This is a genomic window from uncultured Rhodoblastus sp. (assembly GCF_903903185.1).
In the GTDB taxonomy this organism is placed as follows: domain Bacteria; phylum Pseudomonadota; class Alphaproteobacteria; order Rhizobiales; family Beijerinckiaceae; genus Rhodoblastus.
Map to the genome: position 1 here is coordinate 1 of NZ_CAIUXT010000008.1, position 20647 is coordinate 20647.

The following is a 20647-nucleotide window of genomic DNA, read 5'->3' on the forward strand; positions in this document are numbered from 1 at the left end:
GCGATTCAACCGAATCGCAATCGACTCTAGTGCGTTTAGCCCCTCAGCTTCTTCGTCACTTCCGCCACGCGCACGCCGAGCAGTCGGGCGGTTTCGAGATCGCCCTTGCGCGGCGCTTCGTCGGGCGAGGCGTCGGAAGGCGAAATCGCCAGCGCGCCGCCAAAGCCCGCCGTCCAGTTGACGTCATTCGGGCCATGCGCCTTGGCGTTGCTCGGCATGACGCCGGTGCCGACCCAGATCTGGCTGTGCTGCATCGCCAGAGTGATGAAATAGGCGATGGTCGAGCCCTTGTCGCCATTGGTCGAGGCCGAATTGGTAAAGCCCGCGCCGACCTTGTCCTTCCACGCCTGGCCGAACCAGGGTTTTGACGAGGCGTCGGCGAATTTTTTGAACTGCCAGGCCGGACCGCCCATATAGGTGGGGCTGCCGTAAATGATGGCGTCGGCGTCGGCCAGCGCCGCGAAGTCGGCCTCGGGCAGGTCGCCGTTGGCGTCGATGCGGTAGAGCTTGGCCTCGGCGACCGAGGCGGCGCCGGCGTGGACGGCTTCCGCCTGTTTGGCGGTGTGGCCATAGCCGGAATAATAAACAATGGCGATCTTGGTCATGGGTGAAATCCTGTTATCGCGCCGCCCGACGCGGCGACGATCAAGACATAGTCCGCTTGATTTCTTTTTGAAAGTAGTTACCTAAAAGAAACTAAGAAATAGACAACGGAGACCGGCGATGGGCGAAGGCCGAAACAGCCATGACGAATGTCCGGTGGACCGCCTGCTCAACAAGATCGCCGGTCCCTGGACCACCTACATCCTCTGGCTGTTGCGCCAGAACCGCGCGCTGCGCTTTGGCGAATTGCGCGCCCACATGCCTGGCATTTCGCCAAAGGTCCTGACCGAGCGGTTGCGGCGGCTGGAAGCTGACCGGCTTATTTTCCGAAACCAGCGCCCAACCATTCCGCCGCAGGTGTTTTACGGCCTGACCGCGCGCGGCGAGGAGTTGAAGGAAATTCTCGACGCCCTCGGCGCCACGGCGCAACGCTGGGCGGAGGAAGATTCCGACGGGGTTTCGGCCCCTTCGGCCAGCGCCGAATCGCCCGCCAGCGACGAGGCTCACGCCGCGCCTTCACGCAGCGAATAGCCGGCGCCGCGCACGGTTTGCAGCAACGGGACGTCGTGGCCCTTGTCGATCTTGCCGCGCAGCCGCGACACATGGACGTCGATGACATTGGTCTGCGGATCGAAATGATAATCCCAGACATTTTCGAGCAGCATGGTGCGCGTCACCACCTGCCCGGCGTGGCGCATCAGATATTCAAGCAGGCGGAATTCACGCGGTTGCAGCACGATTTCCTTGCCGGCGCGAAACACCTTGTGTTTGAGGCGGTCCAGCTCCAGATCGGCGACGCGGTAAAAGGCCTCCTCGCCCAGGCCGCCGGGCCGGCGCCGCGCCAGAATTTCGACGCGGGCGAGCAGTTCGGCGAAGGAATAGGGTTTGGGCAGGTAATCGTCGCCGCCCGCGCGCAGCCCCTTGACGCGGTCGTCCACCTGGCCGAGAGCCGAGAGGATCAGCACCGGCGTCTCGATCTTCTGCGCCCGCAAGCCGCCGATCAGCGACAGGCCGTCGAGCTTGGGCAGCATCCGGTCGACGATCAGCACATCATAGCCTCCGCCCTCGGCAAGGGCGTAGCCGGACAGACCGTCGGCGGCGGAATCGGCGACATGGCCCGCCTCGCGGAACGCTTTGACAAGATAGGCGCTGGCCTGCGAATCGTCTTCGATGATGAGAATGCGCATGCTTTCATTTTAGCGCAGAGCCATCGGATTGCGAAAGCTCAAAAAAGAACGGCAGACCGGGGGGGGTGTCCCGGTCTGCCGCCAGTCACGGCGCAATAATTTGCGCCGACCCCCTCACGACGGATCGGAGGAGATAGCCAGAAAGTGGGTGTTGTCGCCGGACTTCACACGCAAGAGCACCGCGTGACGGCCTTCCTTCTTGGCGACATCGAGCGCCTTGACGACATCGTCCGGCCCGGTCACCGGCTTGCCGCCGGCGTCGAGGATGACGTCGCCGGGACGCAGACCCTTCTGCGCGGCCGCGCCTTCGGGATCGAGTTCGGTCACCACCGCGCCCTCCTTGCCGGCGCCGGCCACCTGGCTCGCCGGCGACAGGCTGAGGCCGAAGCCGGCCAGAGCGGTCTTGGCGGCCTTTTCCGGGGTCGCTTCGGCCTTGGCTACCTTGTCGGGCGGCAATTGACCGAGTTTGAGGCTGGCGGTCTTGTCGGCGCCATTGTGAATATAGGTCAGGTTCACCTTGGCGTCGGGGCCGAGCGCCGCGATCTTGCGCGACAATTCCCGCGGGCCTTCGATCTTCTCGCCATTGACTCCGGTGATGACGTCGCCCGCCGCAATGCCCGCGCTCGCCGCCGGCGTATTGGGCTGGGCCTGCGCCACCAGCGCGCCATTGGTCGATTTCAGGCCGAGGCTTTCGGCGATTTCCTGCGTCACCGGCTGGATCTGCACGCCGATATAGCCGCGCGTCACCGTGCCCTTGGTCTTGAGCGCCTCGACGACATCCTTGGCCACTTCCGACGGAATGGCGAAGCCGATGCCGACGCTGCCGCCGGAAGGCGAATAGATCGCGGTGTTGACGCCGACCACATCGCCCTTGGCGTTGAAAGTCGGGCCGCCGGAATTGCCGCGATTGACCGCCGCATCGATCTGCAGGAAGTCGTCATAGGGGCCGGAGCCGATGTCGCGGCCGCGCGCCGAAACGATGCCCGCCGTCACCGTGCCGCCGAGGCCGAACGGATTGCCGACCGCGATCACCCAGTCGCCGACGCGCGGCATGTTGTCGGAAAACTGCACGTAAGGATAAGGACCGCCTTCGGCGATCTTGAGCAGCGCCAGATCGGTCTTCTTGTCGACGCCGATGATTTTCGCCGCAACCGACTTGCCGCCGTCGATCGTCACCGTGACTTCGGTGGCGCCGTCCACGACATGGTTGTTGGTGACGACATAGCCGTCGCTCGAAATGATGAAGCCGGAGCCGAGCGCCTGGCCCTTGTGGGGATGCTGAGGACCGGGGGCGCCATTGGGGCCGCCGAAGCGCTTGAAGAAGCGAAACAGCGGATCGTCGGGGGACAGCTGCGGCGCGCCGGGAGGCAGGCCTTCGCCTGGACCGTCGGCGTCGGCTTTTTCGGTCACATTGACCTTGACGGCGACGACCGCGCCCTTGACGTGATCGACCATGTCGGCGAACGACGGCGGGCTGGCGAAAGCCGTCCCTTGAGTCACCGGCGCTTCGGCATGGGCCGGCGCCAGAGCAAGGCTGGCGGCGGCGCCGGCCAGCGCCGCGGCGCCGACGGCGCCGAGCATCAACACACGGATGGGAGACGGGCGCCTTTCGCGGAAGGGAGAAAGTTCACGGCGGGTTTGGCGCGGGGACCAATTCAGCATCTGGGGCTCCATGGCAACAATTCGAAATCTGCGGCGACGGCCCGAACCACGATCCGGCAGGACCACGGTTCGGGCTTTTTGCAGGAAAGTTTTCGTCACTCGGCGCGGGGCGTCGCTTCGCTGGAAACCGATTCTGCAGTCGCTTCGTTGAGCAATATGGCGGGAAGCGACTTACGCCTCTGTTTCTGCGCCATGAATATTTGGTAATTTTGGGGGCGGCGCCGAAGCGGAACGCGCGTTTTCCCGCAAGACTATTCCGGCGGCGGCACGAATGGATCAAGGACCATACTCACCCAACGGGGTCGGGTCGCGGGCGGGCAGTTCGGCGTCGTCGAGTGGCGCCGCCGCAAGAAGTTGGCCGAAGCTCGGCACGTTCGATAGCCGACGCCATGTTTCCCACGAAATAACAACCGCCTGCTTGCAGCCGTGGCGCGTATTGGCGAATTCTTCGCCGCGCAGGGCGTCGTCCAGGAGGGAAGAAAGCGTCGCCTTGGCGTCTTCAAGCTGGATTTCATGCGTGAGCCGATCCTGATATGACTGCAGGGGTCATACAAGGCGGTTTCTGAGCCATGTCCATGCCGGCATGGCTAATGCCCGTCGCCGCCAGAAGCGCCCAGCAGCGATTTGAGCTTCTCGCTTTCATCCGCCGACAGCGGCGCGGCGGGTTTTTCGGAACGTTTTCTGCGGCTGTGGCTCAGGATGGCGGCGCCGCCGAGCGCCAGCAGCACGAAAGGTGAAAGCCACAGCAGAGCCGTATCCCAGGCGAAGGGCGGCTTGAGCAGGATGAAATTGCCATAGCGTGCGACCAGATATTTGCGAATCTGTTCGTCGCTGTCGCCGGCCTGCAAATGTTCGCGCACCAGCACCCGCAGGTCCTTGGCGAGCGTCGCGTCGGAATCGTCGATCGACTGGTTCTGGCAGACGAGGCAGCGCAGCCCGGCGGAAATGTTCCGCGCCCTTTGTTCGAGCTGCGAGTCGGCCAAAATTTCGTCCGGTTGCACCGCGAATGCCGGCGCCAGGGCGCCGGGCGCCAAAACGAGCAGGACGAGCAGAAAAAAGGCTCTCAAACCCATGGCTCAGCCCGCCGCCGGCGCCGAGGCGCCCGAAATTCTGGCGGCGCGCCGCGCGACGCCCACCCGCAACCGGCGGTCGGCGAGCGACAGGCCGCCGCCAAACGCCATCGCCAGCGCGCCGAGCCAGATCAGCGACACCAGCGGCTTCCAGTAAAGCCTTGCGTCCACCGCGCCATTGTCGTTCTGCTCGGCGATGCTGACATAGATCTGGCCGAAATTGAGCGTGACGATGCCCGCCTGCGACACGCCCATTCGGCGGGTGGTGAAAAAGCGTTTCGACGGCTCGATCATGGCGACGACGGCGCCGTTGCGGCTGACGCTCATATGGGCGATCGCCTCCCTGTAGTTCGGCCCCGGCGCCGCCGTCATCGCGACGACCGACAATTGATAGGGACCGACGTCATAAGCCTCGCCGGTTTTCATCGACACGATCTTTTCCGCGCCCCAGCCGCTCGCCGCCAGACCGAGCAGGGTGACGCCAAGCCCGGCATGGGCGATCGCCGTGCCCCAGGCCGACAAAGGCAGGCCGCTTGCGCGGGAAGCCACGTTTTTCGACGCGCGCAGCCCGGCGGGGAAAATGCGGTTGAAAATTTCGACGAAGGCGCCCACGATCAAATAGATCGCCACGCCGGCGCCCACATATGCCGTGACCGGCGCGCCCTGCGCGGCATAAAACGCCAGCATGGCGGCAAGGCCGCAGGCTGCGGCGAACCACAGCCTTTGCAGCGCGGCAAGGAGATCGCCTCGTTTCCACGCGAGATTCTGCCCGATCGGCATCAGCAGCGCCAGCGGCGCGAACAGCGGCCCGAAGGTCAGGTTGAAGAATGGCGCGCCGACCGAAATCTTGTCACCGTTCCAGGCCTCCAGCGCCAGCGGATAAAGCGTGCCGACGAAGACGGCGGCGCAGGAGGCGGTAAGCAGCAGATTATTGACCACCAGCGCGCCTTCCCGCGAAATCGGCGCGAACAACCCGCCCTGCGACAGGGTTGGGGCGCGCAGCATGAACAGGAACAGCGAACCGCCGATGAACAGCACCAGAATGCCGAGAATGAACAGGCCGCGCTGCGGATCGCTGGCGAAAGAGTGCACCGAGGTCAACACGCCCGAGCGCACCAGAAACGTGCCGAGCAACGACAGCGAAAAGGTCAGGATGGCGAGAAAGATCGTCCAGATTTTGAGCGCGTCGCGCTTTTCCATCACGGCGGCGCAATGAAGCAAAGCCGTGCCCGAGAGCCAGGGCAAAAGCGAGGCGTTTTCGACCGGGTCCCAGAACCAGAACCCGCCCCAGCCGAGCGTGTAATAGGCCCAATAGGAGCCCATCGCGATGCCGAGCGTCAAAAAGCACCAGGCGGCAAGCGTCCACGGGCGGATGAACCGCGCGAAGGCGGCGTCGATGCGCCCGCCGATCAGCGCCCCGGCGGCCAGCGAAAACACGATGGAAAAGCCGACATAGCCGAGATAGAGCAAGGGCGGATGAATCGCGAGGCCGGGGTCCTGCAGGATCGGATTGAGATCATTACCTTCCATCGGCGCCGGAGATAGCCGCGCGAAAGGATTCGAGGTCAACAGGATGAACAGCAGGAAGGCGACGCCGAGGCAGCCCTGCACCGACAACGCGTCGGCGAGCAGACGCGGCGGAATGGCGCGCGAGAACGCCGCCATCGCGGCGCCGCTCAGCGTCAGGATCAGCGCCCACAGCATCATCGAGCCTTCGTGATTGCCCCAGACTCCGGAGATCTTGTAGATCAAGGGCTTGGTCGAATGGGAATTCTCCACCACATTGGCGAGCGAGAAATCCGAGACCACATGGGCATAGGTCAGCGCCGCATAGGACAGCGCGACAAAGGCGAATTGCGCCAGCGCCGCCGGCCGCGCCAGCGCCATCAGCCGGGCGTCGCGCGCCCGCGCCCCCCAGAACGGCAGGATCATCTGCATGACGGCGAGCGCCAGCGCCAGCACCAGCGCGTAATGTCCGACCTCATCGATCATTTGTTGGCTCCCGAACCGGCCTTGCCGCCCTCCTCCTGCCAGACGCCCTGTTTTTTCAAGGCGTCGGCGACTTCGCGCGGCATATAGCGCTCGTCGTGCTTGGCGAGGACGGAGTCGGCCCTGAACACATGCGCCTTGTCGAGCGCGCCTTCGGCCACCACGCCCTGCCCTTCCTTGAACAGGTCCGGCAGCAGGCCGGTATAGGAGACCGGAACCTCGTTGCGACCGTCGGTGACCGAGAAAGTAATGCGCTTGCCTTCGAGATGCACCAGCGTCCCGGGCTTGACGAGGCCGCCGATGCGCAGGCGCTGGCCGGGGCCGACCTGCTTTTCCGTCATTTCGGTCGGGCCGTAGAAAAACACCACATTGTCGCGCAACGCGAACAGCACGATGCCGACCGCTGCGCCGAGCAGGCCGAGCGCCGAAAAGATAAGGGTCAGCCTTTTCTGCTTGCGCGTCATTATTGCTTCAACCCCAGTTCCTGCGCCAAAAGCCCGAGCTTCGCCTGCGACGCCGCGTCGCCTTTCAATGCCGTTTGCGCATCGGCCAGGGCGGTCTGCGCCTTGTCCGGTTCATTCAACACTTTATAGGCGCGAATGAGGCGCATCCATTCCTCCGCGCCGCCGCCCTGCGCCGCGAGGCGTTGCGCCAGCCGCTCGACCATGGCGCGAATGGTTTTCTGCTGTTCGTCCCGGGGTTGAGCGGCGACCGCCGCCGCGGCGGCGGCCGAGGGCGCCGAAACCCCGCCTGGGCTTTCCGCGCCCGGCGCCATCGGCCCGCGCTGTCCCGGCGAGTCGAGCAGGGCGAGCTTTTCGGCAATGGCCTTTGCGGCCGGAGAATCGGCCGGAAGCTCGGAAATCATATCGCTCCAGATTTTTCGCGCGGCCTCGACGTCCTCGCGCTGCGCGGCGGCCAACCCCAGAAAGTAACGCGCCTCCAAGTATTTCGGATCAATTTCCAGGGCGCGACGAATCTGCTCCTCGGCCTCCGGCGTAACCACGCCATCGGCGGCAAAGGCCAGAGCCTCGGCATAGCGCACCCGTCGCTCGGGCGTATCGCCCAGAAGCGCGATCGCCCTTTCCCGTGCCGACACGGCGTCGTCGAACCGTCCCATCCGCAGATAGACCGGGGCGACCAGTTCATAGGCGCGGCCATCTTCGGGATGGCCCGCCAGATGCGCCTCGATTTTGGCGACGGCGGCGCCGATATCCATGCCGGCCTCGGTAGCGCGCCGCGCGTCGCGCGGCAGGTCCGGCAGGTCGGGACGCCCAATCCGGCCATAGAGGCCGAGCGCCACGGCGGGAATGACGACAATGGCGAGAACCGCGGCGATTCGTTTGGTCCGCGTCGATTCGACGACGACGACGTTTTCTTCGGGCGCCGCCGCCAGCAGCCTGCGCGCGGCGAGCGCCTTGGCGGCTTCGGCCTGCTCCTTGTCGATCGCGCCGCGCAGCAATTCGGCGTCGATCTCGGCGATCTGGGCGCGATAAAACGCGACGTCGGCCGCGTCCTGGCGCGGTTGGGGCGCGGGGCGGGACAAGGGCCAGAGCAGGGATAGGACCGCGACGCCGGTCAGGAGGGCCAGGACAAACCAGATCATGCGGCGAGCATTAGCTTTTTCTGCAGGTCAATGAAAGCGCCGACTCGCCGCCCGAAGTTTTTGCCTCGGCGACCTCGCCGTCCATGGTCGCGGTCAAGGCTTTCGGGATCAGCCACAGGATCGGCAGGATGGCGGCATAGACCAGCATGGTCATCGCCACGCAGACTTCAAAGCCCCCGAAATTCTCGTAAAGCCTCGTACCCCAGACGTCGCCGACGCGCGTCGCCAGATAATAGAGCGCGGTGGACATCATCAGCACCGTGCCCTGCAATCCCGGCGGACAGGAGCGGATCAGGAGGTCGAGATAGGCGGCGTTGGCCATGCCGCCCATGAGCCCGATCGGAACCGCCGCGATCATCGCGTCATTGACCGAGTGCACGAACAGCAGGGGCGCGAATTGCGGCACGGCGACGACCGTGCCCCAGAACAAAAGCTTGCCGAGCGCGAAGCGGCGGCAGAGCAGCCCATAGAGCAGGAAGGTCGGAATATAGCAGCCCCAGTAGAGGGCGTTCCACACGCCCCAGTCGCCGTCCGTGCCATGCAGCTGGTTTTGAAGATGATATTGCAGCGGCGTCGAGGCGCCGGGATTGAAATTCCAGAGCATCCAGATGACGAGGGCCGGATAGATCGGCCAATGTTTCGCCAGCCGGGCGAGATCGGCGCGGGGACGATGAATGTCCGGGTCTTCGTGGTGGACATTGTCATAAACCACGCCGGGCCGCCACAAGGCGTAAAGCAGCATCAGGCCGGTCATCGCCGCTCCGGCGAGAAACATCGTCCGCGCCGCCAGATCGGGGTCGTTGTCCTCGAGCCAGTCGCTGAATTTGCCGCCCAGCGCGAAGGCGCTCACGCTCGGCAGCATGCCGAAGATCGACCAGACCACGCTGACCCGGCCGGTCATCGCATGCTGCTGGCCCAGCGTCGAGGACAGGCCATTCTGGGCGCTGGAGACGAACAGGAAGGCGATGGAAAGGCTCAACAGCGCCGCGAGCAGCGAAGCGGTCGAGACCGGGGTGAAGGCGAAGACCAGATTGAGCGCGCAGCCGATCAGGCTGAACACGATCATGTAGCCGCGATCCCTCATGCCAAACGGATGCCAGGAGTCGCGGATGAAGCCGAACACGGCGGCGAAATAGAAAGGCAGCGCCGAGATCAGCCGGAAATCGGCCATTTCATGCGCCGGAAGCTGCAATTTGTTCTTGAGCAGAAAGGAGACCGGCAGGTTGAGCAGGCCCTCGTTGGGGTCGCCGAGGCCGATGATGGCGATGAGCGCCGACAGATAGGCGAAAATGCGCCAGCGCGCGGCAAGCGCCAGAAGGCTCGGCTTGACGTCGCGCGGCTCAAGCGCGGCAGATGCGTCGGTCATGGCGCCAAACAGTCTCCGGCAAGCTTGCTGACCCTGCGCGCAAGACCTCGCCGGACGAAAAGCTCGCCAGAAAGACCCGCACGCATTATTCTTGCCATATTCAAGCCGAAAGAGCGATTCCCTCCATGTCCGACGACCCGCAAAATATCCCCGGCAAGCTTCTCGTCGGCAAGAGCGAAGACTACGATTACCTGCTGCTGCGCTACGCCAATCGCCACGGCCTCGTCGCCGGCGCGACCGGAACCGGCAAGACGGTGACGCTGCAAAGGCTCGCCGAAGGATTTTGCGCGGCGGGCGTCAGCGTTTTCGCCGCCGATATCAAGGGCGACCTCTCCGGCATCGCCATGCCCGGCGACGCCGCAAAACCCTTCGTCGCTCGCGCGAAAGAGATCGGCGTCAAATATCAGCCCGACCAGTTCCGCTGCGTGTTCTGGGACATATTTGGGGAAAACGGCCACCCCGTGCGCGCCACCGTCGCCGAGATGGGGCCGCTGCTGCTGTCGCGAATCCTCGAACTCAACGACACCCAGGAAGGCGTGCTCAACATCGCCTTCCGCGTCGCCGACGAACAGGGCCTCGCCCTGCTCGACATGAAGGATCTGCGCGCCATTCTGGGCTTCGTCTCGGAAAACGCCGCCAGCCTGCAGGCCCGCTATGGCAATGTCGCGCCGGCCAGCGTCGGCGCGATCCAGCGGCGCCTGCTGGTGCTGGAAAACCAGGGCGCCGAAAAATTCTTCGGCGAGCCGGCGCTCGATATCAACGATCTGCTGCTCAAGGACGTCGACGGGCGGGGCTTCATCCATGTGCTCAAGGCCGAAAAGCTGATCCGCAGCCCGAATCTCTATGCGACCTTCCTGTTCTGGCTGTTGTCCGAGCTTTTCGCCCGGCTGCCGGAAGTCGGCGACCTCGACAGGCCGAAACTGGTGTTCTTTTTCGACGAGGCGCATTTCCTGTTCGACGACGCGCCCAAACCCCTGCTGCGCGCCATCGAACAGGTGGTGCGGCTGATCCGCAGCAAGGGCGTCGGCGTCTATTTCGTCACCCAGAGTCCGCTCGACGTGCCCGACCTCGTGCTCGGGCAACTGGGCAATCGCGTCCAGCACGCTTTGCGCGCCTTCACCCCGCGCGACCAGAAGGCAGTCAATGTCGCCGCCGAGACTTTTCGGCAGAATCCCGCCTTCGACACTGCCGACGTCATCACCAAACTCAAGGTCGGCGAGGCGCTGGTTTCGATGATGGAGGAGAGCGGCGCCCCGGCGATGGTGACGCGCGACCTGATCGCGCCGCCCGCGACCCGCGTCGGCCCGATCACGGACCTGGAACTCCGGCAAGTCCAGGCGTCGAGCCCGTTCAAGGGCAAGTACGACCTCGCCGTGGATCGCGAATCGGCCTTCGAAATTTTACAGGCGCGGGCGCAGGGCCGAACCTCCGGCGCGCCGGTCGGGCAAAGCGACGAGGGCGGGTTTCTGTCGCAGATCGGTTCGTCGCTGGAAGGCCTGTTCCAGTCCAGGGGACGCCAGAAATCGGTCGGCCAGAAGGTCGTCCAGTCGGCGACGAATACGGTCGCGCGCTCGGTCGGCAACGCCATCGCCCGCGCCATCGTGCGCGGCGTGACCGGCGGGATGAAGTGATCTTGGTTTTTCGGTCGGGGGGACGCCTCGGCTCGAACGCCGCCGACGGCGAAGCGTTTCAACCCGCTGCGCGTCGCCCGCTTCTCCCTGAACCTTGCGAAATCGCTATCTGACCGGCGCCGCGGCATCAACAGGCGCGGCTGCGGTTTGCGCCGCCGCCGCATCCGGCGGCGGCAGGGCTTCGCTCGTAATCGCGCCGGGCGGCGGGCGGACGCTGCGGTCGGCGCCGGCGTCAATCACCGCCTGTTCGCCGCTTTCGGCGGCGCGCGGCGCGTTGATCGTCGCGCCGATCTGGCGCAGGGCCTGCGGCGTGTCGGCGTAATTGTCATGGCCGATCAGCCCGACAGAAAGATCGGACAGATCGTAAACCTTGACCCCGAGCTTTTCGATCATGTCGCGGTCCTTCTCGGAGCTTGGGTCGATGGCGCCGAGGCGGCGGTCGCCCTGAAGGCCCGCCGAAACCTGCAAAGCGCGGTCGCCCCTGGAGACGAAAATCGAGAAATGCGACGGGTCGAGCCTCGCCAGCTGCGCCTTGAACACCGTCAGGTCGATGTCGGGCGAGGCCAGCAAGACGTCGCCGAGTTTGCCGCGCAGATCGGGAGAACCGGCGAGCGCCGACTCGCGCAAAGTCTCCATGGTCAGCCAGGTGCCCATCGAATGGGCGAGAATATGCACGCGTCCGACGCCGGGCGTCCTGCTCAATTCGTCGAGCAGTTTCAGATAGGCGTCGCGCGAGGCGGTGGCGCTTTCCTTGTCGGCGCCATAGGCGAGCAGCGCCGATTTCGACGGCCAGGTGAACAAAACCGGGACGCCGCCGAACTCCCCGTCCACCACAATTTGCGCGAGCCGGTTGCGCGCCTCCTCCATCGAGGTGTTGAAGCCGTGGACATAGACCAGCACGTCGCGATTGACGCCGATTCGACCCGAGACATGGGCGGCGATCTGGGCGCGAAACTCCTCGTCGTCAAGCAGGCTGTGGCCGACCAGAGCGAAATGACGGTCCGCGTTCGGCGCGCCGAAATTCGGCTTTTCGATGGTCCCGGCCTTGTGGCCGGGCGGCACGGAAACGAAGTCGAGCGAGGTCCGCGCCTGCGCGCCGGGCGTCAGTTCGGTCGAATGCGAACCGCCCTTGCGCGTCGAGACGACGAAAATCGGCGTCGAAAGCGCCGAAGCATCGGACGGGGCGCCAAATAGCCCGCCGACGCCGCGCGCCGCGCCATCGGTCACGGTAGAAGCGACATCGGAGCCCGCCGCCGCCATGCCCAAAGTAGTGCATCCCGACAGGGCGGGGAGCAGAGACAGGCCGAGCAGAGATAGGCCGGTCCGCCATTTGTTGAACGCCACACGCATTTCCTCGCTGTTCATTCGCTGACGCGAAAACGACGCCGAAACACTTAACAATGGATTAAGCTGTCGGTTTTAAACGATGAATGGTCTTCCGCCGCGCTTCCGACATGCGCGAAAAAGGCGGCGATAATGCGACGGGGGGATTTTCGCGTGCCGTGATGGCGCCACTCGCCGGATCGGCTAAAATCCTCCCGGACAAGGCGGAAACTTCCAACTGAGGATGCCATGGACGAGAGCCTTTATTACGTCGGCGTCGCCCTGGCGGTGTGGTTTGTGCTGGCCTATCTGGCGCTGCCGACCATCTGGCGGCGCGCGGAGCGGCAAAAAATGCTCGCCGGATTTGAAATGGTCACCCGCACCAAACAGGGAATCGCCGGCGACCCGATCAATTTTGGCCTCGTCGGCGACGAGGCGCAGGTCTTATGGGCCTTTCAAACGGCGGGCTGGACGCTGGCCGATTCGGTCACCCTGCGTTCCAGCATCAAGATCGCCGGCAGCGTGGCGCTGCGCCGGCCCGATCCGGCGGCGCCGGTCAGCCCATTGTTTTACGACAAGCGCGTCGAGGATCTGGCTTTCGAACTGCCCGACGGCGTTTCCGCCGCCCATCGCCACCATATCCGGCTCTGGCGCGTCGGCGACAATCTGTTCCAGAACCGCCCGCTCTGGCTGGCCTCGGCGAGCTATGACCGCAGCGTCGGCCTGAGCCATCTGACCTTGCAGGTGACGCATCATATTGGCGCCGATCTCGACGCCGAGCGCGATTTCGTCGGAAAATCGCTCGGCAAGGCCGGGGTGATCGAGTCGTTTTTCCAGATTCAGGGCGTCGGCCCGACCCTTCGGGGCCGCAACGGCGGCGGCGACCGTTATTTCACCGATGGCGACGCGCTGATCGGCGTCGTGCCGGAAAATGGCCTTTTGCGCGCCGAACCGGTCGCGCCGCCCGACAATCCGCCCCATATCGACTTGCAAAGCGCGATCGTTCATGCGCTCGGCGGACGCTGAGGCTTTCGCCTCAGTGGCGGCGCCATTCGCGGTGATGCGGCCGCGCATGGGGATGATGATGGCGGGGCGAATGGTCGATATGGCGGTGATTGGCCAGCACGACGGAGGGCGCGGCCAGCGAGGCGCCATAGGCAATAAGCGCGGCGAGAAAGATTTTCAGCATAGGCTCCAGACCTTTTCGGCATCGTTGTGGAACGCCGCCCTACTCATAAAAGTTTATCGCGCCGATGCAAAAGAATTTCCCACGAGCCCCGGCGATGCGCGTCGCCTTCTCCCGACTTCGACAAAGGACGTCTGGCGCAAAGCTTCGCAAAATGTCAAAAAGGGGGCAGACAGCCAATCAGGAGATTTGACCCATGGCGGCAACCGAGCATGCAGCGCCCTTCGCCGACGTCTTTTCTTCCACCACCGAGGAGCAATGGCGCCAGCGCGTGGAAGTCGCCCTGAAAGGCGCGCCGCTGCAAAAACTCGTCGCCAAGACCTATGACGGGTTCGACATCCAGCCGCTCTACCCGCGCGCCGCCGGCAAGCCGCGCGCCTTCCGCGCCGCCGGGGAATGGGCGGTCGTCGCCCGCGTCGATCATCCCGACGCGGAGGCCGCCAACGCCCTTGCGCTGACCGATCTCGAAAACGGCGCCAATGGCCTCAATCTCGTCTTTGCCGGCTCGGTCGGCGCCTATGGCTTCGGCCTCCCCGGCGCCAGTGCGCTCGCCCCGGCGCTGAAGGACATCCACCTCGACGCCGGCCTGAAACTGGTGTTCGACCTGCCCGTCGACGCCGACGCACTCGTTCAGGGCTGGCTCGACCTCGTGGCGGCCAAGAACCTTGATCCCGCCAAAATCGACCTGTCCTTCGGTCTCGATCCGATCGGCCCGGCCATCGTGCGGGGCGAGGTTCCAGACTGGGCAGCCGCCGGCCCGAAACTCGCGCAACAGGCTTTGCTGCTCTCATCGAAAGGATTCACCCGCGATCTCGTCGTCGCCGATGGCCGCGTCGTCCATGCGGCGGGCGGCTCCGCCGCGCAGGAACTGGCCTTTGCGCTGGCCGCCGGCGTGGCCTATCTGCGCGCGTTTGAGGCCGCCGGGATCGACCTCGACGCGGCGCGAAAGCTCGTCTCGTTCCGGCTCGCCGCCGACGCCGACGAATTCTTGACGCTCGCCAAATTCCGCGCCCTGCGGCGTCTGTGGGCGGGCATCGAGAGCGCCAGCGGCCTCGACCCGAAACCGGTCCGCCTGCATGGCGAGACCGCATGGCGGATGCTGACGCGGCGCGACCCATGGGTCAACCTGCTGCGCTCGACGGTAGCGGTGTTTTCCGCCGGCCTCGGCGGCGCCGATTCGATCGCCGTGCTGCCCTTCACCCAGGCGCTCGGTCTGCCAGACGCCTTTGCGCGCCGCATCGCCCGCAACACGCAGGCCGTGCTGCTCGAAGAATCCAATCTCGGCAAGGTCGCCGATCCGGCGGCGGGTTCCGGCGGTTTCGAGGCCCTGACCGACGCGCTGGTCGAGCGCGGCTACGCTTTATTCCAGCAGACCGAACAGGCCGGCGGTGTGGTCAAGTCGCTGGCGAGCGGCGCCTTTCAGGCGGAAGTGGCGAAAGTCGCGGCGGAGCGGGCGAAAAATGTCGCGCGCCGCAAGGATCCGCTCACCGGGTCCAGCGAATTCCCCGATATCAACGGCAAGCCGGTCGCGGTGCTGGTCCCGGCGCCGGCCGCGCCCGCGCCGGGCGACAAGGCTCTGGCGCCGGGCCGCCTGTCCGCGCCGTTCGAGGCCCTGCGCGATCGCGCCGAAGCGGCGCCCACGCCGCCGAAAGTGTTTCTGGCCAATCTCGGCCCCATCGCCGCCTTCACCGCGCGCGCCACTTTCGCCAAGAACTTCTTCGAGGCCGGCGGCGTAGAGGCGCTCGGCAACGACGGTTTCGCCGATTCCACCGCGCTGGTCGAAGCCTTCAAGGCCAGCGGCGCCAAACTCGCCGTGATCTGCTCCTCCGACGCGGTCTATGCCGAACAGGCGGTCGAGGCCGCCAAGGCGCTCGCCGCCGCCGGCGCGAAACTCTATCTGGCGGGCAGGCCCGGCGACCTGGAGGCGCCCTTGCGCGAGGCGGGGGTCGGCGATTTCATCTTCCTCGGCGGCGACCTGCTGGCGCAATTGAGCGACGCCCTGAACACGTGAGATTTTTGTTGCAGTGCAAGAAAATCTTCGCGTCCAGCGCCGCAAGCGGAGGCATGGCGCTTTGCAACCGCCTTTAAATCGTGCAGGCCATGAGCGACGCTGGCGCCCCTGCGGGGCGAGGCCGTTAGAGGGAGGCTGCTGATTGCGCGCGGGACGATTAATGGCATGGCTGATTCTGGCGTCGGGCTTTCCCGTCGCAACTTTGGCGGCGGGCAAGGCGCATGACGGCCATTGGCAGGTCCAGCTCCAGACCGCCGTCGGCGCTTGCGCCGCCAGCGCCGAGACGGTCGTCGCCATCAAGCAGGGCCGCGTGGTTTCGATTTCCGCCGCCGGCGTGACGCCTTGGGGCTATGTGGATGAAAACAACACGTTCGTCGGGCATTTTTCGAACGGTCAAAGGGTCATGCGCGCCCATGGCGACGTCCGGGGCAGTTCGGCCCATGGCCCGTGGTCGTCGCAGACCGACTATTGCGGCGGCACATGGGCGGCGCGCAAGATCGATTGACGGTCGGGGCGCTGGCGCATGAACCACACACTCGGAACTGACGGATTGTCGAACGCCGCATCCGAGGCGGTCGCCGACGAGGAGCCGCGTTTCGAGCGCGCCTTCGACGCGCCTCCCGGCCGTCTCCAGCGCGTGTCGCCACTGGTGCGCCGGCTGGTCGCGCCCAATCCCGGCCCCTTCACCTTCACCGGAACCTGCGCCTATATCGTCGGCGAGGGCGAAGTCGCGGTGATCGACCCCGGCCCCGACATCGACAGCCATGTCGAAAGCCTGCTCGCCGCCCTGCCCGGCGAAACCATCGCCCGGATTTTCGTCACCCATACCCATCGCGACCATTCGCCTGCCGCGCGCCGGCTGCAGGCCGCGACGGGCGCGGAAATCTGGGGCTGCGCACCGCATTTTTCCGCCCGCGACCTCGCGCTCGGCGAGACCAACAAGCTCGATGCCGCCAACGATCTCGACCATCGCCCGGACCGCGCGCTCGCCGACGGCGAAACATTCGCCGGCCCCGGCTACACCATACGCGCCGTGACGACGCCCGGCCATACGATGAACCATGTCTGTTTCGAACTGGCTGAGGAAAAGGCGCTGTTCACCGGCGACCACATCATGGGCTGGTCGACGAGCATCGTCGCGCCGCCGGACGGCGCGATGCGGCCTTATCTTCAATCGCTGGAAAAACTGCGCGGCATCGATCACGCGCTCTACTGGCCCGGCCATGGCGGCCCGGTGACGCAGCCGCAGCGTTTCTTGCGGGCGCTTCTCCACCATCGCCGCGTCCGCGAAATCTCCATTCTCGCCGCCCTCGCACAGGGACCGACGACCGTGCCGGAGATCGTCGCAAAGGTTTATGAAAAGCTCGATCCGCGGCTGAAAAACGCCGCCGGGCTGACGAGTTTCGCCCATCTCGAAGATTTGTGCGCGCGGGGGCTCGCCGCGACCGATGGCTTGCCGCAGCTCGACGGAATCTTCATCCGCGCCTGATCATTGGCTGTCGTCTTTTTCTTCGAGCGCATCGCTCAATTTGCCGATCAGCGCCGCGCCGCCGCCCAGATCGTTGGGCAGATAGCGGGTTACGGCGCGCATGTCGACGCGGGTCTCGCCATTGCCGGGCCGGACCCGGATGACGATGGCCACGGGCAGTTTGAGCGCCGGCGAATAGGCCAGCGCCTCGATATGGCCTTCCGGCCGCGCCGGACCGCCGGGGCGGATCGCCTCCAGAACGATCCAACGCAATTGCCCCGCCGCTTCGAGCGCCGCGTTGAAGGCTTCCTCGGTCTCCATGTCGAGCACCATCGGCCTGACCTCGGGATAGGCGGCCGCCTGCGCCTCGCGCTGCGCGCGTTCAAGCGGCGGAGGCGTCCAGCCGTCGCGCCCGGCGCGCGCCGCGGGAGATTCGGAAAACGCCGGCGCATCGTCGAGGTCGGTGGAAATATCGGCGAGAAAGGGTGGATCGCCGGCCGAATAGGCCAGCCATGCCGGATAGGGCAGAAACAGCGCGAGCAGCGCCAGCGTGGCGAAAATGCGCTCGAGGCCGCGACGCCCGCGCGCCCAGATCGACACGGCCGCGCCGAAGGCCAGCGCCAGCGCCAAAGCCGCCACCGCCAAAGCCGCGAGCAGCAGGAACAGGCCAAGGCCCGGATCGGGCAAAGGTCCGGGACGCAACGTGAGCACGGCGAAAAAGCGCGCCAGGCCGCCGCGCGCATGGGCGGCGACGATGGCGACCAGCGCCAGCGAGAGCGCGAGTTTTGCCAGAGCCTTCGCCGCGATCGCCAGCCGCGACACCGGCTCGTCGAAAGCCAGCCGCCGCTCGGCGTTTCCCATCAACCGCATGATTAGCCGTTTCAAAGTTGAAATGTTCGGGCCGAGGTGAATCAGGTAGCCCGTGACGCGGCGCGAGGCAAGCAGGCGCAATTCGAGGCCAGCAGGCGCCGGCATTTGGCCTTTTGCGGCTTTCATGGTTAGAAGGCGCGGATTTTCATGAAAAACCCCTGGCCGGCATGTCGCACAACACATTCGGACATCTTTTCCGCGTGACCACCTTTGGCGAGAGCCACGGTCCGGCGCTCGGCTGCGTGGTCGATGGCTGTCCGGCGGGAATTGCGATCGAAGAAGCGGAAATCCAGGCCTTGCTCGATCTGCGCCGTCCCGGCCAGTCGCGCTTCACCACCCAGCGGCAGGAGCCCGACGCGGTCAAAATCCTGTCCGGCGTGATGGCCGACGCGGGCGGCGCGCAAAGGACGACGGGAACGCCGATCGCGCTGCTGATCGAAAATACCGACCAGCGCTCGAAGGACTATGGCGAGATCAAGGAAGCCTATCGTCCCGGCCATGCCGATTACGTTTATGACGTCAAATATGGCTTGCGCGACTATCGCGGAGGCGGCCGCTCCTCGGCGCGCGAAACGGCGGCGCGCGTCGCCGCCGGCGCCATCGCACGCAAAATCATCCCCGGCGTGACCATCCGCGCCGCGATGATCCAGATGGGGCCCCATAAAATCGACCGCGCGCGCTGGGACTGGGACGAGGTTTCGCGCAATGCGCTATTCTGCCCGGACGCCGCCGCCGCCATTTTATGGGCGGATTATCTCGACGACATCCGCAAGCAGGGCTCGTCGATCGGCGCGGTGCTGGAAGTCGTGGCGGAAGGCGCGCCGGCGGGCTGGGGCGCTCCGGTCTACGGCAAGCTCGATGCCGATCTGGCCGCAGGGCTGATGTCGATCAACGCCGTCAAGGGCGTCGAGATCGGCGACGGTTTCGGCGCCGCCGAACGCACCGGCGAGGAAAACGCCGACGAAATGCGCGCCGGCAATGACGGGCCGGTATTTCTGGCCAATCACGCCGGCGGCATATTGGGCGGCATTTCCACCGGCCAGCCGATTGTCGCGCGTTTCGCGGTAAAGCCGACCTCGTCGATCCTCACCTTGCGCCGCACGGTCAACCGTTTCGGCGAAGAAGCGGAATTGCGCACCAAGGGGCGCCACGACCCCTGCGTCGGCGTGCGCGCCGCGCCCATCGCCGAAGCCATGGTCGCCTGTATTCTGGCCGACCATTTTCTGCGCCATCGCGGCCAGCAGGGCGACAGCGCGAAATGGCCGTTCGAGAGATAGGAGCCGAAACCCTGTATCAGGCAGGCGCCCCCCAGCATACGGCGGGAAATGTGAAGGGTTTCGGTCCGTCCTGCCCAGCCTTGGCAATGGCAAGGATGCGCAAGAATCCGACGTGACAGGCTTTGCGTATAATCCCGACAGACCCTGGGTCGGCAGATCGCCTTACGATTCGCGGTTGCTTCGCAGGGTTTTTTCGGTTCGTCTCCTGGGTTCACTTGCGCGTTCAGTCAGCGAGGCGATCACCTCGCGGCCGGCGCTTGTGAACTTCTCTCCGGGTTCGTCGCAAATGTACAATATGCCGCAGTCAATCGAGACACAAGGCGCTCGATTTGCCGTTGCTCTTGGTGCAAACTGTCAATTGACGTGGGCGCCATGTCGAATCATTGGGCCTGCGCATCGCAGGAAAAGCCTAAGCGGCGACATCGTGATCGCGCTTGGCGCAATCGTCGCGAGTTGACGGGCAAGCCGCAAGACGGTCTTGCAATGGTGATGACGTGTAACTTCGCTCAGAAGGGCGAAGGTGTTTTGTGTTCGACGACCGGAACGACGAAGCTTCCGCACCTTCGTCGCCTCCGAAATCGCGCCGGAGCGGAGCAGCAAGGCTGGAAGCAGCCTTTCGATAAACAGGAGGTAATGATGGCCTATTACAAACCGGGGCGGCCGCCGCTCGTACGCGACAGGGATCCGAAGACGGGCGAGTACAAATCCTATTCGGGTTATCCGCTGCTGGTGAACGACAAGGATCCGAAGACGGGCCAGTACAAGTCCTATTCGGGTTATCCGCTGCTGGTGAATGACAAGGATCCGAAGACGGGCGAGTACAAGTCTTATTCGGGTTATCCGCTGCTGAAAAAAGACTAGATCAGCCGTTGAAGGACTCAGACTGAGACGGCGGCGTTCGTCGGCAAGGGAGCAATCGGCGGTCTCGGCAGCGGTGAGCGCGGAGCACATGGCGGTCAGGCTCGTATCAGGCCGTGTCCGGCGCTGCGACCTTCGCAAGCTTGAACCGCCGGCCGAGACCTGCTCCAGCGAGCGTTAGCTCGCGTTTACGACCTCGTCGTTACATCGTGTACGACCTGGTCGTTGCATTGCGAGTGCGCCCGCAGAAGCCCCGTTCCTGACCCGGACAGCGCTATCGGCGGCCGCTGCTGCGGAGACGTCGCAGTTGCCGGTCGAGAACGCTGCCTGACGCGGTTGGCTGAGCCTCCGCTGCCTGGCTCGCAATTTTGGCCTCGAAAAGTTCAATTTTATCGAAGTCGAGGGTGAGTAGGCCGAGGGAGTTTCACCCTCGGCCCCTCGCAGAACCGGACGTGAACCTCTCGGTTCATCCGGCTCCCATCATCCAATCTACGACATGAAGCCCAGCGACCAATGAATGAATGCGCGGGGTTGGTGTTGCGC

Annotated in this window: 20 protein-coding genes; 8 read left to right on the forward strand and 12 right to left on the reverse strand. The window is 65.0% G+C overall.

Features of this window, described 5'->3' with window-relative positions; genetic code table 11:
* Positions 1-35 precede the first annotated feature (35 nt).
* On the reverse strand, positions 36-605 hold the full coding sequence (locus QZY01_RS00305) for a flavodoxin family protein (protein WP_294531950.1): 570 nt from the start codon (positions 603-605) through the stop codon (positions 36-38).
* Between the two features lie 118 nt (positions 606-723).
* On the opposite strand from QZY01_RS00305, the gene QZY01_RS00310 reads away from it, so the two are divergent.
* Positions 724-1134: a helix-turn-helix domain-containing protein gene (locus QZY01_RS00310; RefSeq protein WP_294531952.1), complete on the forward strand. Its 411-nt coding sequence runs from the start codon at positions 724-726 to the stop codon at positions 1132-1134.
* Here the strand turns inward: QZY01_RS00310 and QZY01_RS00315 are convergent.
* From QZY01_RS00315 to QZY01_RS00350, 8 genes are all read right to left on the reverse strand, one after another.
* Positions 1107-1790 (reverse strand): response regulator transcription factor, encoded by a 684-nt coding sequence (locus QZY01_RS00315; protein ID WP_294531955.1) that lies wholly within the window; start codon positions 1788-1790, stop codon positions 1107-1109. The two genes, QZY01_RS00310 and QZY01_RS00315, sit on opposite strands and share 28 nt — an antisense overlap.
* Positions 1791-1904: 114 nt before the next feature.
* The gene (locus QZY01_RS00320) at positions 1905-3452 is read right to left on the reverse strand and encodes a Do family serine endopeptidase (RefSeq protein ID WP_294531957.1); all 1548 of its coding nucleotides are present in this window, start codon (positions 3450-3452) and stop codon (positions 1905-1907) included.
* A gap of 276 nt (positions 3453-3728) precedes the next feature.
* A complete protein-coding gene (locus QZY01_RS00325) occupies positions 3729-3995 on the reverse strand; it encodes a type II toxin-antitoxin system Phd/YefM family antitoxin (protein WP_294531998.1) in 267 nt (88 codons plus the stop codon).
* Between the two features lie 44 nt (positions 3996-4039).
* Positions 4040-4525, reverse strand: a complete 486-nt coding sequence (locus tag QZY01_RS00330) for a cytochrome c-type biogenesis protein (protein WP_294531960.1) — start codon at positions 4523-4525, stop codon at positions 4040-4042.
* A 3-nt stretch (positions 4526-4528) separates the two neighbouring features.
* Positions 4529-6514: a heme lyase CcmF/NrfE family subunit gene (locus QZY01_RS00335; RefSeq protein ID WP_294531963.1), complete on the reverse strand. Its 1986-nt coding sequence runs from the start codon at positions 6512-6514 to the stop codon at positions 4529-4531.
* Positions 6511-6975: a cytochrome c maturation protein CcmE gene (gene ccmE, locus QZY01_RS00340; protein ID WP_294531965.1), complete on the reverse strand. Its 465-nt coding sequence runs from the start codon at positions 6973-6975 to the stop codon at positions 6511-6513. The genes QZY01_RS00335 and ccmE overlap by 4 nt, the downstream gene beginning before the upstream one ends.
* Positions 6975-8114 carry a c-type cytochrome biogenesis protein CcmI gene (gene ccmI / locus QZY01_RS00345; protein WP_294531968.1) on the reverse strand — a complete coding sequence of 380 codons (1140 nt, stop codon included), beginning with the start codon at positions 8112-8114 and terminating at the stop codon, positions 6975-6977. The genes ccmE and ccmI overlap by 1 nt, the downstream gene beginning before the upstream one ends.
* Positions 8115-8124: 10 nt before the next feature.
* Entirely contained in the window at positions 8125-9480 is a 1356-nt protein-coding gene (locus QZY01_RS00350) for an MFS transporter (protein ID WP_294531971.1), read from the reverse strand.
* 125 nt (positions 9481-9605) lie between these two features.
* On the opposite strand from QZY01_RS00350, the gene QZY01_RS00355 reads away from it, so the two are divergent.
* Positions 9606-11111: a helicase HerA-like domain-containing protein gene (locus QZY01_RS00355; protein WP_294531974.1), complete on the forward strand. Its 1506-nt coding sequence runs from the start codon at positions 9606-9608 to the stop codon at positions 11109-11111.
* Positions 11112-11216: 105 nt separating this feature from the next.
* Here QZY01_RS00355 and QZY01_RS00360 read toward each other — a convergent pair whose 3' ends face one another.
* The gene (locus QZY01_RS00360) at positions 11217-12476 is read right to left on the reverse strand and encodes an alpha/beta hydrolase (protein ID WP_294531977.1); all 1260 of its coding nucleotides are present in this window, start codon (positions 12474-12476) and stop codon (positions 11217-11219) included.
* A 207-nt stretch (positions 12477-12683) separates the two neighbouring features.
* Here QZY01_RS00360 and QZY01_RS00365 point away from each other — a divergent pair, with 207 nt between their 5' ends.
* On the forward strand, positions 12684-13460 hold the full coding sequence (locus tag QZY01_RS00365) for an LssY C-terminal domain-containing protein (protein WP_294531979.1): 777 nt from the start codon (positions 12684-12686) through the stop codon (positions 13458-13460).
* A gap of 10 nt (positions 13461-13470) precedes the next feature.
* Here the strand turns inward: QZY01_RS00365 and QZY01_RS00370 are convergent, their stop codons facing one another.
* Complete coding sequence (locus QZY01_RS00370) at positions 13471-13623, reverse strand: hypothetical protein (RefSeq protein ID WP_294531982.1); 153 nt, start codon at positions 13621-13623, stop codon at positions 13471-13473.
* Positions 13624-13816: 193 nt separating this feature from the next.
* Here QZY01_RS00370 and QZY01_RS00375 point away from each other — a divergent pair, with 193 nt between their 5' ends.
* The 3 genes from QZY01_RS00375 (at position 13817) to QZY01_RS00385 (ending at position 17120) form a co-directional block, all read left to right on the forward strand.
* Positions 13817-15631, forward strand: a complete 1815-nt coding sequence (locus QZY01_RS00375) for a methylmalonyl-CoA mutase subunit beta (protein ID WP_294531984.1) — start codon at positions 13817-13819, stop codon at positions 15629-15631.
* Between the two features lie 160 nt (positions 15632-15791).
* Positions 15792-16136, forward strand: a complete 345-nt coding sequence (locus QZY01_RS00380; RefSeq protein ID WP_294531987.1) for a hypothetical protein — start codon at positions 15792-15794, stop codon at positions 16134-16136.
* Between the two features lie 18 nt (positions 16137-16154).
* Positions 16155-17120, forward strand: coding sequence for an MBL fold metallo-hydrolase (locus QZY01_RS00385; RefSeq protein WP_294531990.1), 966 nt, complete (start codon positions 16155-16157; stop codon positions 17118-17120).
* Here the strand turns inward: QZY01_RS00385 and QZY01_RS00390 are convergent, their stop codons facing one another.
* Positions 17121-18074 carry a DUF1499 domain-containing protein gene (locus QZY01_RS00390; protein ID WP_294531992.1) on the reverse strand — a complete coding sequence of 318 codons (954 nt, stop codon included), beginning with the start codon at positions 18072-18074 and terminating at the stop codon, positions 17121-17123.
* A gap of 62 nt (positions 18075-18136) precedes the next feature.
* Here QZY01_RS00390 and aroC point away from each other — a divergent pair, with 62 nt between their 5' ends.
* On the forward strand, positions 18137-19246 hold the full coding sequence (gene aroC / locus QZY01_RS00395) for a chorismate synthase (RefSeq protein WP_294531994.1): 1110 nt from the start codon (positions 18137-18139) through the stop codon (positions 19244-19246).
* A 372-nt stretch (positions 19247-19618) separates the two neighbouring features.
* On the forward strand, positions 19619-20107 hold the full coding sequence (locus QZY01_RS00400) for a hypothetical protein (RefSeq protein ID WP_294531996.1): 489 nt from the start codon (positions 19619-19621) through the stop codon (positions 20105-20107).
* The last annotated feature ends 540 nt before the right edge of the window (positions 20108-20647 follow it).

What these genes read in the sequence shown, in the direction of transcription:
- QZY01_RS00360 (WP_294531977.1), bottom strand. Translation starts at nt 12,476, where the DNA reads ATGAACAGCGAGGAAATGCGTGTGGCGTTCAACAAATGGCGGACCGGC.
- aroC (WP_294531994.1), top strand. Translation starts at nt 18,137, where the DNA reads ATGTCGCACAACACATTCGGACATCTTTTCCGCGTGACCACCTTTGGC.
- QZY01_RS00305 (WP_294531950.1), bottom strand. Translation starts at nt 605, where the DNA reads ATGACCAAGATCGCCATTGTTTATTATTCCGGCTATGGCCACACCGCC.
- QZY01_RS00320 (WP_294531957.1), bottom strand. Translation starts at nt 3,452, where the DNA reads ATGCTGAATTGGTCCCCGCGCCAAACCCGCCGTGAACTTTCTCCCTTC.
- QZY01_RS00315 (WP_294531955.1), bottom strand. Translation starts at nt 1,790, where the DNA reads ATGCGCATTCTCATCATCGAAGACGATTCGCAGGCCAGCGCCTATCTT.
- QZY01_RS00385 (WP_294531990.1), top strand. Translation starts at nt 16,155, where the DNA reads ATGAACCACACACTCGGAACTGACGGATTGTCGAACGCCGCATCCGAG.
- QZY01_RS00330 (WP_294531960.1), bottom strand. Translation starts at nt 4,525, where the DNA reads ATGGGTTTGAGAGCCTTTTTTCTGCTCGTCCTGCTCGTTTTGGCGCCC.
- QZY01_RS00390 (WP_294531992.1), bottom strand. Translation starts at nt 18,074, where the DNA reads ATGCCGGCGCCTGCTGGCCTCGAATTGCGCCTGCTTGCCTCGCGCCGC.
- QZY01_RS00350 (WP_294531971.1), bottom strand. Translation starts at nt 9,480, where the DNA reads ATGACCGACGCATCTGCCGCGCTTGAGCCGCGCGACGTCAAGCCGAGC.
- QZY01_RS00400 (WP_294531996.1), top strand. Translation starts at nt 19,619, where the DNA reads ATGTCGAATCATTGGGCCTGCGCATCGCAGGAAAAGCCTAAGCGGCGA.
- ccmI (WP_294531968.1), bottom strand. Translation starts at nt 8,114, where the DNA reads ATGATCTGGTTTGTCCTGGCCCTCCTGACCGGCGTCGCGGTCCTATCC.
- QZY01_RS00365 (WP_294531979.1), top strand. Translation starts at nt 12,684, where the DNA reads ATGGACGAGAGCCTTTATTACGTCGGCGTCGCCCTGGCGGTGTGGTTT.
- QZY01_RS00370 (WP_294531982.1), bottom strand. Translation starts at nt 13,623, where the DNA reads ATGCTGAAAATCTTTCTCGCCGCGCTTATTGCCTATGGCGCCTCGCTG.
- ccmE (WP_294531965.1), bottom strand. Translation starts at nt 6,975, where the DNA reads ATGACGCGCAAGCAGAAAAGGCTGACCCTTATCTTTTCGGCGCTCGGC.
- QZY01_RS00355 (WP_294531974.1), top strand. Translation starts at nt 9,606, where the DNA reads ATGTCCGACGACCCGCAAAATATCCCCGGCAAGCTTCTCGTCGGCAAG.
- QZY01_RS00380 (WP_294531987.1), top strand. Translation starts at nt 15,792, where the DNA reads ATGGCATGGCTGATTCTGGCGTCGGGCTTTCCCGTCGCAACTTTGGCG.
- QZY01_RS00335 (WP_294531963.1), bottom strand. Translation starts at nt 6,514, where the DNA reads ATGATCGATGAGGTCGGACATTACGCGCTGGTGCTGGCGCTGGCGCTC.
- QZY01_RS00375 (WP_294531984.1), top strand. Translation starts at nt 13,817, where the DNA reads ATGGCGGCAACCGAGCATGCAGCGCCCTTCGCCGACGTCTTTTCTTCC.
- QZY01_RS00310 (WP_294531952.1), top strand. Translation starts at nt 724, where the DNA reads ATGGGCGAAGGCCGAAACAGCCATGACGAATGTCCGGTGGACCGCCTG.